General features: G+C 70.9%; 13 protein-coding genes. 10 read left to right on the top strand and 3 right to left on the bottom strand.

Annotated elements, in window-relative coordinates; all coding sequences use genetic code 11:
• The 8 genes from HV783_RS28255 to HV783_RS28220 form a co-directional block, all read left to right on the top strand.
• On the top strand, positions 1 to 1,031 hold a 1,031-nt coding region (locus HV783_RS28255; protein ID WP_175190288.1), incomplete at its 5' end, for an FUSC family protein.
• The gene (locus tag HV783_RS28250) at positions 1,028 to 1,240 is read left to right on the top strand and encodes a DUF1656 domain-containing protein (protein ID WP_020927916.1); all 213 of its coding nucleotides are present in this window, start codon (positions 1,028 to 1,030) and stop codon (positions 1,238 to 1,240) included. The genes HV783_RS28255 and HV783_RS28250, both read left to right, overlap by 4 nt.
• 2 nt (positions 1,241 to 1,242) lie before the next feature.
• Positions 1,243 to 2,163 (top strand): efflux RND transporter periplasmic adaptor subunit, encoded by a 921-nt coding sequence (locus HV783_RS28245; protein WP_049073393.1) that lies wholly within the window; start codon positions 1,243 to 1,245, stop codon positions 2,161 to 2,163.
• A 55-nt stretch (positions 2,164 to 2,218) separates the two neighbouring features.
• The gene (locus tag HV783_RS28240) at positions 2,219 to 3,640 is read left to right on the top strand and encodes an efflux transporter outer membrane subunit (protein WP_054502741.1); all 1,422 of its coding nucleotides are present in this window, start codon (positions 2,219 to 2,221) and stop codon (positions 3,638 to 3,640) included.
• A gap of 385 nt (positions 3,641 to 4,025) precedes the next feature.
• Entirely contained in the window at positions 4,026 to 4,889 is an 864-nt protein-coding gene (locus HV783_RS28235; RefSeq protein ID WP_054502742.1) for a hypothetical protein, read from the top strand.
• Positions 4,873 to 6,606 (top strand): thiamine pyrophosphate-binding protein, encoded by a 1,734-nt coding sequence (locus HV783_RS28230; protein ID WP_049073390.1) that lies wholly within the window; start codon positions 4,873 to 4,875, stop codon positions 6,604 to 6,606. Before HV783_RS28235 ends, HV783_RS28230 begins: the two co-directional genes overlap by 17 nt.
• A 42-nt stretch (positions 6,607 to 6,648) precedes the next feature.
• Complete coding sequence (locus HV783_RS28225) at positions 6,649 to 7,626, top strand: Bug family tripartite tricarboxylate transporter substrate binding protein (RefSeq protein ID WP_047990922.1); 978 nt, start codon at positions 6,649 to 6,651, stop codon at positions 7,624 to 7,626.
• Between the two features lies 1 nt (position 7,627).
• Positions 7,628 to 8,422, top strand: a complete 795-nt coding sequence (locus tag HV783_RS28220; protein WP_054444730.1) for an SDR family NAD(P)-dependent oxidoreductase — start codon at positions 7,628 to 7,630, stop codon at positions 8,420 to 8,422.
• 30 nt (positions 8,423 to 8,452) lie between these two features.
• Here the strand turns inward: HV783_RS28220 and HV783_RS28215 are convergent, their stop codons facing one another.
• Positions 8,453 to 9,259, bottom strand: a complete 807-nt coding sequence (locus tag HV783_RS28215; RefSeq protein ID WP_144658089.1) for an IclR family transcriptional regulator — start codon at positions 9,257 to 9,259, stop codon at positions 8,453 to 8,455.
• 10 nt (positions 9,260 to 9,269) lie between these two features.
• The gene (gene ypfH, locus HV783_RS28210) at positions 9,270 to 9,989 is read right to left on the bottom strand and encodes an esterase (RefSeq protein WP_054502746.1); all 720 of its coding nucleotides are present in this window, start codon (positions 9,987 to 9,989) and stop codon (positions 9,270 to 9,272) included.
• Between the two features lie 161 nt (positions 9,990 to 10,150).
• Here ypfH and HV783_RS28205 point away from each other — a divergent pair, with 161 nt between their 5' ends.
• Complete coding sequence (locus HV783_RS28205) at positions 10,151 to 11,692, top strand: amino acid permease (protein WP_254604078.1); 1,542 nt, start codon at positions 10,151 to 10,153, stop codon at positions 11,690 to 11,692.
• 136 nt (positions 11,693 to 11,828) lie between these two features.
• On the opposite strand, the gene HV783_RS28200 is transcribed toward HV783_RS28205, so the two are convergent.
• Entirely contained in the window at positions 11,829 to 12,890 is a 1,062-nt protein-coding gene (locus HV783_RS28200; RefSeq protein ID WP_367646410.1) for a methyl-accepting chemotaxis protein, read from the bottom strand.
• A 317-nt stretch (positions 12,891 to 13,207) separates the two neighbouring features.
• Here HV783_RS28200 and imuA point away from each other — a divergent pair, with 317 nt between their 5' ends.
• On the top strand, positions 13,208 to 13,906 hold the full coding sequence (gene imuA / locus HV783_RS28195) for a translesion DNA synthesis-associated protein ImuA (protein WP_054502749.1): 699 nt from the start codon (positions 13,208 to 13,210) through the stop codon (positions 13,904 to 13,906).
• The last annotated feature ends 104 nt before the right edge of the window (positions 13,907 to 14,010 follow it).

Genomic DNA, 14,010 nt, shown 5'->3' with positions numbered 1-14,010 from the left:
CGCTGCGCGGCACGCGCGCCCCCGCCCGCACCGCGCCCAGCCGCACGCTGCACCGCGACCGCGGCATGGCGCTGCTGTCGGCGGCCGCCGCCGGCGTCGCCATCTCGGTCGTCTGCCTGTTCTGGATCGGCACGGCCTGGAGCAACGGCGCCACCGCCGCCCTGATGGCCGCCATCTTCAGTTGCTTCTTCGCCTCGCAGGACAACCCGGTGCCGGGCATCATGCAGTTCCTGACCTACACGGTGTATTCGATCCCGCTATCGGCGCTGTACCTGCTGGGCATCATGCCGGCCATCCATTCGTTCGAGATGCTGGCGCTGGCGATGCTGCCCACCGCCTTCGTGCTGGGCATCTTCATCGCGCGGCCGGCCTCCACCGGCAAGGCCATGGCGGTGCTGTTCGGCTTCCTGGGCACCATGGCGCTGCAGGACACCCACACCGCTGACCTGGTGTCGTTCATCGACACGCAGGTGGCGCAGTGCATGGGCGTGGCCACCGCCGCCATCATCGCCGCCATCTTCCGCACCGTCAGCGCCGACTGGAGCGCGCGCCGCATCCAGGCCGCCAACTGGAACGAACTGGCCACGCTGGCCAGCTCGCCGCGCGCCCCGGCCCGCCACACTTATGCCGCCCGCATGCTCGACCGCATCGGCCTGCTGCAGCCGCGCCTGGCCATGGCCAAGCGCCCCGACGATCTGGTCGCCGCCGACGCGCTCAAGGACCTGCGCGTGGGCCGCGACATCACAGAACTGCAACGCGCCCGCCGCCACCTGCCCATGGCCGACGCCACCATCGCGCCGGTGCTCGACAGCCTGGCGCGCTTCTTCCGCCAACGCTCGGCCTGGCGCGGCGGCGACAAGGCGCCGGAAATGCTGGCGCAGATCGACCGGGCCCTGGCCAGCGTCAGCGCCACGCCCGGCACCGTCGCCGCGCGCGACCGCGCCGTGGTGGCCCTGGTCGGCCTGCGCCGCGCTTTCTTCCCCGACGCGGCCGATTACCAACCCGCCCATCCCACGCTGGAAACACCATGATCGGCGAATTCAACCTCTATGGCATCTACTTTCCCTGGCTGCTGGTGCTGGGCGTGGTCACCCTGGGCGTGGCCTGGGCCGTGCGCCGCGTGCTGGCGCGCGCCGGGCTGTATCGCCTGGTGTGGCACCCGGCGCTCTTCGACCTGGCGCTGTTCATCGTGCTGCTGTATGGCGTCTCCCTGATTTCCCCTTATTTTCTGCAGAGATAGGTATGAAACTCCCCAATGCCCTGCGCCCCGCCGCCATCGGCAAATTCGCGGTGACCGCCGCCGTGGTCGCGGCCGCCGTCTACGCCGGCTGGCAACTGTGGGTGCACTATGAAGTCGAGCCCTGGACCCGCGATGGCCGCGTCAAGGCCTACGTGGTGCAGGTGGCGCCGGACGTGTCCGGCCTGGTGACCGCCGTGCCGGTGCACGACAACCAGGACGTCAAGGCCGGCGACGTGCTGTTCGAGATCGACCGCGCGCGCTTCCAACTGGCCTACGACCAGGCCGAAGCGTCCGTGCGCTCGCAACAGGTGGCGCGCGAACAGGCGCTGCGCGACGCCAAGCGCAACCGCTCGCTGGGCCAGTTGGTGGCCGCCGAGGCGCTGGAACAGAGCCAGACCAAGCTGCAGCAGACCGAGGCCGCGCTGGCCCAGGCCGAGGTGCAACTGAACACCGCCCGCCTGAACCTGGAACGCAGCCGCGTGCTGGCCGTGACCGACGGCCGCGTCACCAACCTCGACCTGCGCGCCGGCTCGTACGCCAGCGCCGGGCGCGGCGTGATGGCGCTGGTCGACGCCAGCTCGTTCTACGTCGAAGGCTATTTCGAGGAAACCAAGCTGCCCGGCATCCACGAAGGCGACCCCGTCACCGTCACGCTGATGGGCGACAACCGCCAGATCCGCGGCCACGTCGAGAGCATCGCGCTGGGCATTGCCGACCGCGACCGCAGCACCGGCGCCAACCTGCTGCCCAACGTCAACCCGACCTTCAACTGGGTGCGCCTGGCGCAACGCATCCCGGTGCGCGTGAAGATCGACGAAGTCCCCGCCGGCGTGCGCCTGGTGGCCGGCCAGACCGCCACCGTGGCGGTCGGCGCCGCCGCCGCGCCCGCGCAGACGCGGACCGACGCGCGCCAACCCTCTTGAGCGCGCGCTTTCACCCACTCGTCAACCACTTAGACAACGCCAAGCCGTAACCGCCATGAACACCAGATTCCTCCTGCCGCTGATGCTGTCCGCCGCGCTGGCCGGCTGCGCCGCCGTGGGCCCTGACTACCAGGTGCCCGCCGACGCGGCCGCCGCCCGGCCAGGCGCGCAGGCGCCATTCGCCGAGGCGCGGGAGGGCGTGTTCCAGCGCGACCAGGTGCCCGGCCACTGGTGGCGGCTGTACAACGATCCGGTGCTGGACGGCCTGGTGGAGAAAGCCCTCGCGGCCAACACCGACCTGCGCGTGGCCAGCGCCAACCTCGAACGCGCCCAGGCCGCCGTGCGCGAGACCGAGGCGCAGCAGCAGCCCAGCCTGGGCGTGAACGCCTCGCCCACCTTCGGCCACGTCTCCGGCATCCAGGAACTGGCGCCCGGCATCGATCCGCCCAACCGCTGGTCGTACTCGGCCGGCGCCAGCATGTCGTACCAGGTGGACCTGTTCGGCCAGATCCGGCGCGCCGTGGAAGCGGCCGGCGCCGACGCGCAGGCGGCGCAGGCCGCCTACGACGCCACCCGCGTCACGGTGGCGGCCGAAACCGCCCGCGCCTACGCCAACCTGTGTTCGGCCGGCATGCAACTGGCCTCGGCCGAGCATTCGGTGAAAGTGCAGCAGGAATCGCTGGACGCCGTCAGCCGCCTGCAACGCGCCGGCCGCGGCACCGCGCTGGACGTAACCCGCGCGCGCAGCCAGTTGGAACAATTGCGCGCCAGCCTGCCGCCGTTCCAGGCGCAGCAACGCACCGCGCTGTACCGGCTGGCGGCGCTGACCGGGCAGACCCCGGCCGAGATTCCGACCACGCTGCTGCAATGCGCCGCCGCGCCGCAATTGAGCCAGACGATCCCGGTGGGCGACGGCGCCGCGCTGCTGCGCCGCCGTCCCGACATCCGCCAGGCCGAACGCGCGCTGGCCGCCGCCACCGCGCGCATCGGCGTGGCCACCGCCGACCTGTACCCGAAGATCACGCTGGGCCTGTCGGGCGCCTCGGGCGGCCCGGCCGCCATGTTCGGCGACCGCGGCACCTTCAGCTGGAGCGTCGGTCCGCTGATTTCCTGGACCCTGCCCAACACCGGCGCGGTGCAGGCGCGCATCGCCGAGGCCGAGGCCAACACCAAGGCCGCCGTGGCCCGCTTTGACGCCTCGGTGCTGAACGCGCTGCGCGAAACCGAGAGCGCGCTGGTGGTGTACGCGCGCCAGCTCGATCGCCAGGCTGCGCTGCAAGCGGCGCGCGACCAGGCGGCGCAGGCCGCCTCGCAGGCGCGCCAGTTGTTCCAGTACGGCAAGACCGATTACCTGACGGTGCTGGACGCCGAGCGCACGCTGGCCAGCAATGAAAGCGCGCTGGCCGCCGGCCAGGCCGAACTCAGCAACGACCAGATCGCCGTGTTCCTGGCGCTGGGCGGCGGCTGGGAAAAGTAGGCGCGGCAGGCGATACCCGGGCGGCCAGGTCGCCGCCCGCCTGTTGTTTCCCTCCGGCGCGTGGCGCCGACATCCCCGAACGGGCCGACGCGCCCGCTTCTCCAGGGCTTCGCGCCCTTCCCCCTCCCTCCTTCGCATGGATCGCGCGCGCCCGCGATGCGCGGCCATGCCACGCGCCTTTGCCCCGCGTCGGCGCGCCTGCCTCCCCGATGGATGGCGCCCCTCATTTTCAAATAGATTCCATAATATGGAGACAGGATTGTTGGCGCCGCCCATGGCCTCTTAGAATCGGTCTCACATCATTATTCCAATTCAAGCAGAGACAGATCGATTTCCTGGCGGCCTCCCCGTGGCGCCACCAGGAATCAAAACAAATATCCATAATATGGAAGAACAAAACAACACCGAACCCGCCCGCGTCATGGACAGCATCACCAAGCTGCGCGCCGAAGACGCCGGGCGCGTGGTGATCGCCGGCTCCCATGGCGGCAGCTACGCCGCCTATTGCGCCGCCCGCGGCCGGGTTCGCGCGGTGGTGCTGAACGACGCCGGTGTCGGCTGGCAACAGGCCGGCATCGCCGGGCTGGACGAACTGCAGCAGTGGGGCGTGGCCGCCGCCACCGCCGACTACCGTAGCTGCCGTATCGGCGACGGCGCCGACATGGCGCGCCACGGCATCATCAGCCACGTCAACGGCCTGGCCCATGCCCTCGGCTGCCGGCCCGGCATGGCCGTGGCGCAGGCCGCGCGGCGGCTGGCCGATGCCGACATGGCGCCGACCTGGCCGGCGCCGCGCCACGAGGCCCGCGCCGTCCTGGCCACGGCTGCCGACGGCACGCCGCGCGTGATCGGCGCCGACTCGGTCTCGCTGCTGGAGCCGGCCGACGACGGCCTGATCGCCGTCACCGCCTCGCACGGCGAACGGCTGGCGGGCCTGGCCACCGACGGCGTGCGCCCCCGCCCCTGGCTGGTGACTTTCAACGACGCCGGCATCGGCAAGGACAGCGCCGGCATCGGCCGCCTGCCCCTGTTGCAGCAGCGCGGCATCGCCGCGCTGACCGTGTCGGCCCACAGCGCCCGCATCGGCGACGCGCGCTCCTGCTACGAGGACGGCGTGGTCTCGTGCGCCAACGCCCGCGCCCGCGAACTCGGCTGCCGCATCGGCGCCCCCCTGAAATCCTTTATTGACGCCCTGCTGGCCGGGCGCGCAACCCACCTGGAGCATTCCCCGCATGTCGGAAACCCTTGAAATCACCGGCGGCGAAGCCATCGCCCGCATGTTCGCCGCGCATGACGTCGGCCTGATGTTCGGCATGGGCGGCTTCCAGCTACTGCCGTTCTACGACGCCGTGCGGCGCCTGAAGCTGAACCACAACCTGATCAACGACGAACGCTGCGCGGTGTTCGCCGCCGACGCCTACACCAAGGTCAGCGGCCGTCCCGCCGTGTGCGACGCCACGCTCGGCCCCGGCGCCACCAACCTGGTCACCGGTCTGGCCGAGGCCTACAACGCCGGCACCGCCATGGTGGCGCTGGTGGGCGACTCGCACCGCATGCATTCGTGGAAGAACATGACGCAGGAGGCGCGCCAACTGGAAGTGCTGCGCCCGGTGGTCAAGGACGTGCTGCGGGTCGAGAAGATCGAGCGCATTCCCGAACTGGTGCGGCGCGCCTTCGCGGTCGCCACCAGCGGCCGGCCCGGCCCGGTGGTGCTGGACGTGCCCGAGGACATCGCGCATGAAGTCCACGCCTTCGACGCCGCCGCCTTCCACGCCAGCGAGACCTACCGCCGCGCGCCCGCGCTGCGCTGCCGCCCGGATGCCGACGCGCTGGCGCAGGCCGCCGCCATGCTGGCCGGCGCCGACCGCCCGCTGATGCTGTGCGGCGGCGGCGTGCACATCAGCGACGCCGCCGAGGCGGTGCAGGATTTCGCGCGGCGCTACAACATTCCGGTCGCCCACACCATGAGCGGCAAGGGCGCCATCGCCTGCGACGATCCGCTGAACGCGGGCCTGTTCGGCCGCTACAGCCGCATCGCCAACGACCTGATCGCCAAGTCCGACTGCCTGTTCGTAGTCGGCTGCAAGCTGGGCGAAGTGGCCACGCGCCGCTACGACCTGCTGGCCACCGGCGCGCCCATCATCCACCTGGACATCGTGGCCGAGGAATTCGACCGCACCACCACGCCGGCGCTGCGGCTGTGGGGCGACGCCCGCGCCACGCTGGCTGAACTGGACCAGGCCCTGGCCGCCCAGCCCGACAACGGCGGCGCCCGCCGGGAAGGCTACGCCGCCGAAGTCGGCCAGGCGATGCACACCTGGCGCGAATCGGTGCGCGCCAAGCTGACCTCGGCCGACCGGCCCATCGGCATGGCGCGCCTGATGCACGAGATCAACGCCAGCCTGCCCGAAGACGGCGTGCTGGTGGCCGACGGCGGCTTCGCCGCGCACTGGGGCGGCCTGCTGTTCGACACCAAGCGCGCCGGGCGCGGCTTCGTGCCGGACCGGGGCTTCGCGTCGATCGGCTACGGCATCCCCGGCGCCATCGGCGCGGCCGCCGCCGCGCCCGGACGGCAGGTGGTGAGCCTGACCGGCGACGGCGGCTGCAACATGTCGCTGGGCGAGCTGGAAACCGCCGTGCGCATGGGCCTGGCCTTCACCCTGGTGGTGGTCAACAATGCCGCCTCGGGCTATATCAAGGCCTTGCAGCACCTGATGTACGGCAGCGGCAGCTACCAGTCGTCCGACCTGGCCGAGACCAACTACGCCAACGTGGCGCGGGCGCTGGGCTGCAACGGCATCCGGGTGGAGGACCCGGCCGAGATTCCCGCCGCGCTGGCCGCCGCCTACGCCTGCAAGGACCGCCCCACCGTGCTGGACGTGGTGGTGACGCGCGACCCCGCGCACATGCTGCCCGGCGTGGACAGCCGCGCCGCCAAGATCAAGCCGGGCGACCGCATCGCCTGAGCCTGAATAACAACACAGACATCCCAAGCGAGGAGACAATCCATGAAGATCCGTACCTGGCTGACCGTGGCGGCCGCCGCCCTGGCCACCGTGCTGGCGCCGTCCGCCGGCGCCCAGAGCAACTATCCCGACCGTCCGATCCGCCTGATCGTGCCCTTCCCGCCCGGCGGCACCTCGGACGTGGTCGGCCGCATCTTCGCCGAGGCGCTGGGCAAGCAGATCGGCCAGCCCGTGGTGGTGGAAAACCGCGGCGGCGCCGGCGGCACGGTCGGCTCGCGCGCGGTGGCCAGCGCGCCGGCCGACGGCTACACGCTGCTGCTGGGCACCTCCAGCACCAACGGCACCAACTCGGCGGTCTACAAGAACCTGCCGTACGACGCGGTCAAGGACTTCACCCCGGTCACGCAGATCATCCGCGTGCCGGGCGTGATCGTGGTCAACAAGGACTTCCCGGCCAAGGACTACGCGTCCTTCGTGGCGCTGATCAAGGGCGCGCCGGGCAAGTATTCGTATGCCTCGTCGGGCAACGGCGGCGCCACCCACATGGCGATGGAATACTACAAATCGCTGTCGGGGCTGGACATGATGCACGTGCCGTATCGCGGCACAGGCCCGGCGCTCAACGACGTCATCGCCGGCCAGGTGCCGATCCTGTGGGACACGGCGGCCTCGTCGATGGCGCACATCCAGTCCGGCAGCCTGCGCGCCATCGTGGTGGCCGCGCGCAAGCGCCTGCCGCAACTGCCCGACGTGCCCACCTTCGCCGAGGTCGGTCTGCCGACGTATGACGCCGAAATGTGGAACGGCCTGCTGGCCCCGGCCGGGCTGCCCGCGCCGATCCTGGCCAAGCTGGGCGAGGCCTCGCGCCGCGCGCTGGCCGACCCCGAGGTGCAGGCCAAGTACGCCGGCGTGGGCGCCTACGTGGTGGCGGACAAGCCGGAGGCCTTCGCCGCGATGATCAAGGAAGACGTGGCCAAGTGGAAGAAGGTGGCCGAGTTCGCGCACATCTCGGTGGACTGACATGGGCCAGCGCATGCAAGGCAAGACCGCGCTGGTGTTCGGCGCGGGTTCTTCCGGCCCGGGCTGGAGCAACGGCCGCGCCGCCGCCGCGCTCTACGCCCGCGAAGGCGCCCACGTGTTCGCGGTCGACCTGCGCGCCGATTCCGCCGAGGAAACCCGCCGCATCATCGCCGAGGAAGGCGGCCGCTGCACCGCGCTGGCGGCCGACGTGACCGACAGCGCGCAGATCCTGGCGGCGGTGCGGGCCATGCTGGCCGAGGCTGGCCGCATCGACGTGCTGCACAACAACGTCGGCATCACCGAGATGGGCGACCCGATCGAAGCCAGCGAGGAGAGCTGGCACCGCGTCATGGACACCAACCTGACCGGCGTGTTCCTGACCTGCAAGCACGTGCTGCCGGTGATGCTGGCCCAGGGCGGCGGCAGCATCGTCAACATCTCGTCGCTGGCCTCGATCCAGGTCAACACCTACCCGTACACCTCGTACTACGCCGCCAAGGCCGGCTTGAACCATCTGACCCGCGCCCTGGCGGTGCGCTACGCGCCCGACAACATCCGCGTCAACGCGGTGCTGCCGGGCGTGATGGACACGCCGCTGATCTACACCCAGATCGCGGGCCAGTTCGAGGACGTGGAGGAAATGCGCCGGCGCCGCAACGCCGCCAGCCCCATGGGCCGCATGGGCGACGCCTGGGACGTGGCGCACGCGGCGCTGTTCCTGGCCAGCGATGAAGCGAAGTACATCACCGGCGTGTGCCTGCCGGTGGACGGCGGCAAGTCCTGCGCGGGGCGATAGCCGGCGGCGCGGGCCGGCCTGTGCCGCGCTTCAGGCCGGGCGCGGCGCCAGCTCGGCGCCCAGTTCCGTGGCGGCGCGCCGCAGCGCCGCCACCACTTCCTGCAGCCGCGCCCCCGACAGCCGCGAGCGGATCGCGGCCACGCTGAGCGCGGCCACCACGTGCTGCTCGCGGTCGTACACCGGCACGCCCACCCCCAGCATGTCCGGGATGATGCGCCCCGGGTTCAGCGCATAGCCATTCTTGCGGGCCGCGGCGATGTCCTCGCGCAGCATCGCGGTGGACGGCAGGTCGGGCGCGGCCGAGGCGTCGTAGCGCGCCAGCACCCGCTCGATGTCGTCGTTGGGCAGGAACGCCAGCAGCGCCAGGCTGCCCGCCCCCACGCCGAGCGGCCGGCGGTGGCCGACCTCAAGCGTCAGGATCTTGATGGGAAAGTCGCCCGTCTTGCGGTCGACGCAGACCGCCTCGTGGCCCGACCGCACCGACAGGAAGCTGGTGTCGCCGGTCGATTGCGCCAGCCGCAGCACCGCCGATTCGGCGATCGCCTTGATGCCGTGGCGGCTTTCCGCCGCCAGGCCCAGGATGTACGACTCGCGGCCCAGGCTGTAGGTCTTGAGCTTGGGATTGAGCGCCAGGAAGCCCTCTTGCAGCAGGGCCGACAGCATGCGGTGCGCGGTGGGCGGCGTCAGGCCCAGGTCGCGCGCCACGTCGGTCAGGCCGACCCCGCGCGCGGGCGCGGCGCCCACGTACTTGAGGATGCGCAGCACCCGGAAGATGCTTTGCGCGCCGCCGACCGGATCGGCGTCGCGCGCGGTGGCGGAGGATTTGGCGGGGCTCACCGGCGCGCCTTCAATGCACCGTGGTGCCGTCGGGCGGCGACTGGTTCAGGCCCAGCGCCGCTTCCCAACTGCGCAGCGGCACGCAGGTCTGCAGCCGCTCGATGGCGCGCTGGATCAGCGCCGGATGCAGCTCGTGGCCGACCTGCGAGGCCACGTCGATGGTGGCGTCGCCGTGCAGCTCGTCCAGCCGCGCCTGCGCCGCCTGGATGTGCGCTACCGGCATGACGGCGTCGGCCGCGCCGTGCAAGAGATGCAGCGTGGTGTACTGCGGCGCGGCCTTGGGCAATTGCGCATAGCGGCCCGAAAAGGCGATCACGCGGCCGGCCATGCCGTCATGCGCCTGCACCAGCTCCAGCGCCATGATGGCGCCCTGCGAGAAACCCGCCAGCGCGGTGTCGGACTGCAACAGGCCGAAGCGGGCCTGGGCCCGCTGCACGTAGGCCTCCAGCGGCGGCAGGGCCCGGGCCACGCGTTCGGGGCGGTTTTCCTCGGTGACGCCGCGCACCGAGAACCATTGCCGGCCGGCGCCGCCGCCATCGAAGGGCTCGAAGCCCTCGGGGATCAGGATCGCTGCCGCGGGGAACGCGGCGCGCACGGCCTGGGCCAGCGGCAGCAGGTTGTCGGGCGCGCCGCCGACGCCGTGCAGCAGGATGAAAAGCTGCCGCACCTCGGTGCCGGGCTCGGGCAGGAATTCGATTTCGTGGGGGGACGCGGGGGAAGAAGTGGCCATGCTACGGCTCCGGACAGGCACTGGATGGCCCCATTGTAAAATGCCCGTCATACGCAATCCTAGGCAAAGCGCCCCCCGGGCCGGCTCGTGCCCCCGGTGTCCACAAGGCGCCCAGGGGCGTGCGCGGTCGGCGCGGGGCTTTGCATCAACCTGTGCATTCCATGAAAACACCGACGACAGACTCGGGAACCCCGCCGGCCGGCAAGAACCAGTTGCATCGCGTGCTCAAGGCGCGCCACCTGACCATGATCGCCCTGGGCGGCGCCATCGGCACCGGCCTGTTCATCGCCTCGGGCGCGGCCATCGCCCAGGCCGGCCCGGGCGGCGCGCTCACGGTCTACCTGCTGATCGGCCTGATGGTCTATTTCATCATGACCAGCCTGGGCGAACTGGCCACCTTCATGCCCGTGTCGGGCTCCTTCTGCACCTACGCCTCGCGCTACGTGGACGGCGGCTTCGGCTTCGCGCTGGGCTGGAACTTCTGGCTGAGCTGGGCCACGGTGGTGGCGGTGGACGTGGTGGCCGCCCAACTGGTGATGGCGTACTGGTTCCCCGATACCCCCGGCTGGATCTGGAGCGTCGCCTTCCTGGCGCTGACCTTCGGCCTGAACGCCTTCTCGGCGCGCAGCTTTGGCGAGGCCGAGTACTGGTTCGCCATCATCAAGGTGGTGGCCGTGCTGTGCTTCATCGTGCTGGGCCTGGCGATGCTGGTGGGCATCATCCACAGCGACGCGCCGGTCGGCGTGCGCAACTGGACCGTGGGCGACGCGCCGTTCGTCGGCAACGCCGCCACCTGGGTCGGGGTGGCCATGGTGGTGGCCTATTCGTTCCAGGGCACCGAACTGGTGGGCGTGGCCGCCGGCGAATCAGAGAACCCGCGCCGCAACGTGCCGCGCGCCATCAACCACGTGTTCTGGCGCATCCTGCTGTTCTACGTGCTGGCGATCCTGATCATCGGCCTGCTGATCCCCTATACCGACCCGCAACTGCTGCGCAACGAGGTCGAGGACATCGCCGTCAGCCCGTTCACGCTGGTGTTCCAGCACGCCGGGCTGCTGTCGGCGGCCACCGTGATGAACGCGGTGATCCTGACCTCGGTGCTGTCGGCCGGCAATTCGGGCATGTATGCCGCCACGCGGATGCTGTTCAACATGGCGGTCGAGGGCCAGGCCCCGGCCGTGTTCAAGCGCCTGACCGGCAACGGCGTGCCGCTGTGCGCGCTGCTGGCCACCACCGCGCTGGCCTGCCTGTGCATGTTCAGCGTGGTCTACAGCCCCAAGGCGGTCTATATCTGGCTGCTGAATTTCGCCGGCATGACCGAGTTCATCGTCTGGCTCAGCATCGCCGTCAGCCACTACCGCTTCCGCCAGGGCTACGTGAAGCACGGCTACGACACCGCCAACCTGCCCTACAAGGCCGGACTGTTTCCGTTCGGGCCGCTGTTCGCCTTCGTGCTGTGCCTGCTGGTCACGCTGGGCCAGAACTACCAGGCCTTCCTGGACGAGCGCATCGACTGGATCGGCGTGGTCTCGACCTACCTGGCGATCCCGCTGTTCCTGGCGTTCTGGATCGGCCACCGGCTGGTGAAGAAGTCGCGCTGGATCCGCTACGAAGACATGCAGTTCTACGGCTTCGAGGCCGACCGCGCGGCGGGCGTGCCGCAGGACGCGCCGGTAGCCGCCGGCCAGGCCGCGCGGACCTGAGCGGCGGGCCTGAGCACGCGTCCCCGAGCGCGCGGGCCGGAGCGTGCGGGCCTGACCGCAGGGGCCTCGCGGACCGGGGCGCATCCTGAGCCGCGCCCCCGCCCCCCCCCCTCCTGCCGTCCCGTCGGCGCCGCCCCTATTCGAAGCTGTCGCGCGGACGCTGCGCGATGACGCCGTACCAGCCCAGGCCGGCATAGGTTTCATAGCCCGGCGTCAGCGCGAACCCCACCAGGCAGCGATCGGCGTTTTCGTAGTAGCCGCGCGGCCGCTCGTCGTGGCGCAGCACGTACCGCTCTTTCAGCGATACCGCGCCATCCGAGGCGGCGATGACGCGCTGGCGGCTGTCGACCAGCAGGCAGCGGGTGCGTCCCCATTCCTCTTCCGACAGGCCCACCGACTTGACGATACTGTCGGCCTGCTGGCTCCAGTCGAAGAACACCCCCAGCACGCCCAGCGGTTCGCCCTGCTTGTCGGCGTCGCGCCGGATCGCGGTGGCGTAGGTGGCGACGTGGGCGCCCTCCAGCAGGCGCTCGCTGTCGATGTCCATCGCCACGTACTCGCCGCCGTCGGCCGTGGCCATCCCGCGCCGGAACCACTCGGCCTGGCTGACATTGGCGCCGCGCGCCTGCGGATAGCGGTCCGGGCGGCCATTGGCCACCACCCGGCCCTGCGCGTCGGCCACCCACAGGTCCAGGTAGACCGTGTAGCTGTCCAGGATCACGCCCAGCCGCCCGCTAGCGTGGCGGGCGCTGTCGGCGCCGGGTTCCTGCAAGGCGCGCACCACCGACGAATCCGTCGCCCACCAGCGCACGTCGCAGGAACGCTCGTACAGGTTGCGGTCCATGGTCTCGATCATGTTCAGCGCCAGATCGCCCAGGCGGCGGCCCTCGTAGCCGCGGATCTCGTGCAGGGTGTTTTCGCCGATGCGGATCAGGTCGGCGATGGACCCGGCCAACTCTTCCTTGAGCGCGTCGGCGATGCCGGTGATCTGCTCGGACACGTACTGCACCTGGTTGGCCACCACCGCGAAACCGCGTCCCGCCTCGCCCGAGCGCGCGGCCTCGATGCGCGCGTTCAGCGACAGGTACTTGGCCTGCTGGTTGATGTCGACGATGCTCTCGATCTTCTCGTTCGAAATGCGCTCGACGCGGCGCGACAGTTCGACGATGCGTTCCGGTTGATGGGCCATGTTCAGCACTCCTTTTGTTGGACGTTGTTGCGTGAGGAGACGGTGACATGGGGACAGAAGCAGGAAGCGTGCCAAGCCCTGCACGGGTTAACGACCGGCACCTTCCAGGGGCGTGGCGGGGATGGCGACGGCGCATCGCGCCTCGAAGCGGGCCTTGCGGCGCGCACCAATACGGTGCAAGCGACAGATACATCCGGTGCCTTCCGGGTCGGGTAAAATACTGTATATTCATACAGCAATAAGCGATTCCGGCCAGGCGCCTCTCCGCCCGGCCGTGCCGCCACCCACCGAATCTTCACCCAGGAAAACCGGGTCGTCCGCCCGCCATGCCGTCGCCAGAACAGATCCATCCCGCGTTGTGGCGCGCCACCCAGTTGGCGCGCGGCGCCGCCCGCAGCCTGCCCACCGGCCACGCCGCCCTGTCGGCCGAGCTGCCGGACGGCGGCTGGCCGCTGGGCTCGCTGATCGAGCTGCTGGCGCCGCAACCCGGCATCGGTGAAATCCGCCTGCTGCGCCCGGCCCTGGCGCAGCTCGAAACGCGCCGCGCCATCGCCCTGGTGCAGCCGCCGCACGCGCCGCACATCGCCAGTTGGATGAGCTGGCGGCTCGACCCGCGCCAACTGCTCTGGGTCGCCCCCGAAAAACCGCTGGACGCCCTCTGGGCCGCCGAGCAGATCCTGAAGAACGGCAGTTGCGGCGCCCTGCTCTGCTGGCTGCCGCACGTGCGCCCCGAATCGCTGCGCCGGCTGCACCTGGCGGCCCAGGCCAGCGACCTGCTGTTCGTCGCCCTGCGCCCGGCCAGCGCCGCGCAGCACGCCACCCCCGCCCCCTTGCGCCTGGCGCTCGCGCCCGCGCCGGGCGGGCTGTCCGTCCATATCCTCAAGCGCCGCGGACCGGTCTGCGAGGCCCCGCTGTACGTGGGCCTGGAGCCCGGCGTCCTGGCGCCCACCCGCCATGCGCCTCTGGATCGCCGCCTGCCTGCGCTGCCTGCCGCTGGACGCACTGCGCCCGCACTGGCCGCTTGAGGCGCAGGCCTACGCGGTCCTCGACCAGGAACGCGTCGCCGCCCTCACGCCCGCCGCGCGCCAGGCCGGCGTGCGCGCGGGCATGCGCCGCGGCGGCGCGGCCG

This window comes from Achromobacter dolens, from assembly GCF_902859745.1.
GTDB lineage: Bacteria > Pseudomonadota > Gammaproteobacteria > Burkholderiales > Burkholderiaceae_B > Achromobacter > Achromobacter dolens.
The sequence above is the reverse complement of the archived record's forward strand: the minus strand, read 5'-3'. Positions and strand labels throughout refer to the sequence as shown.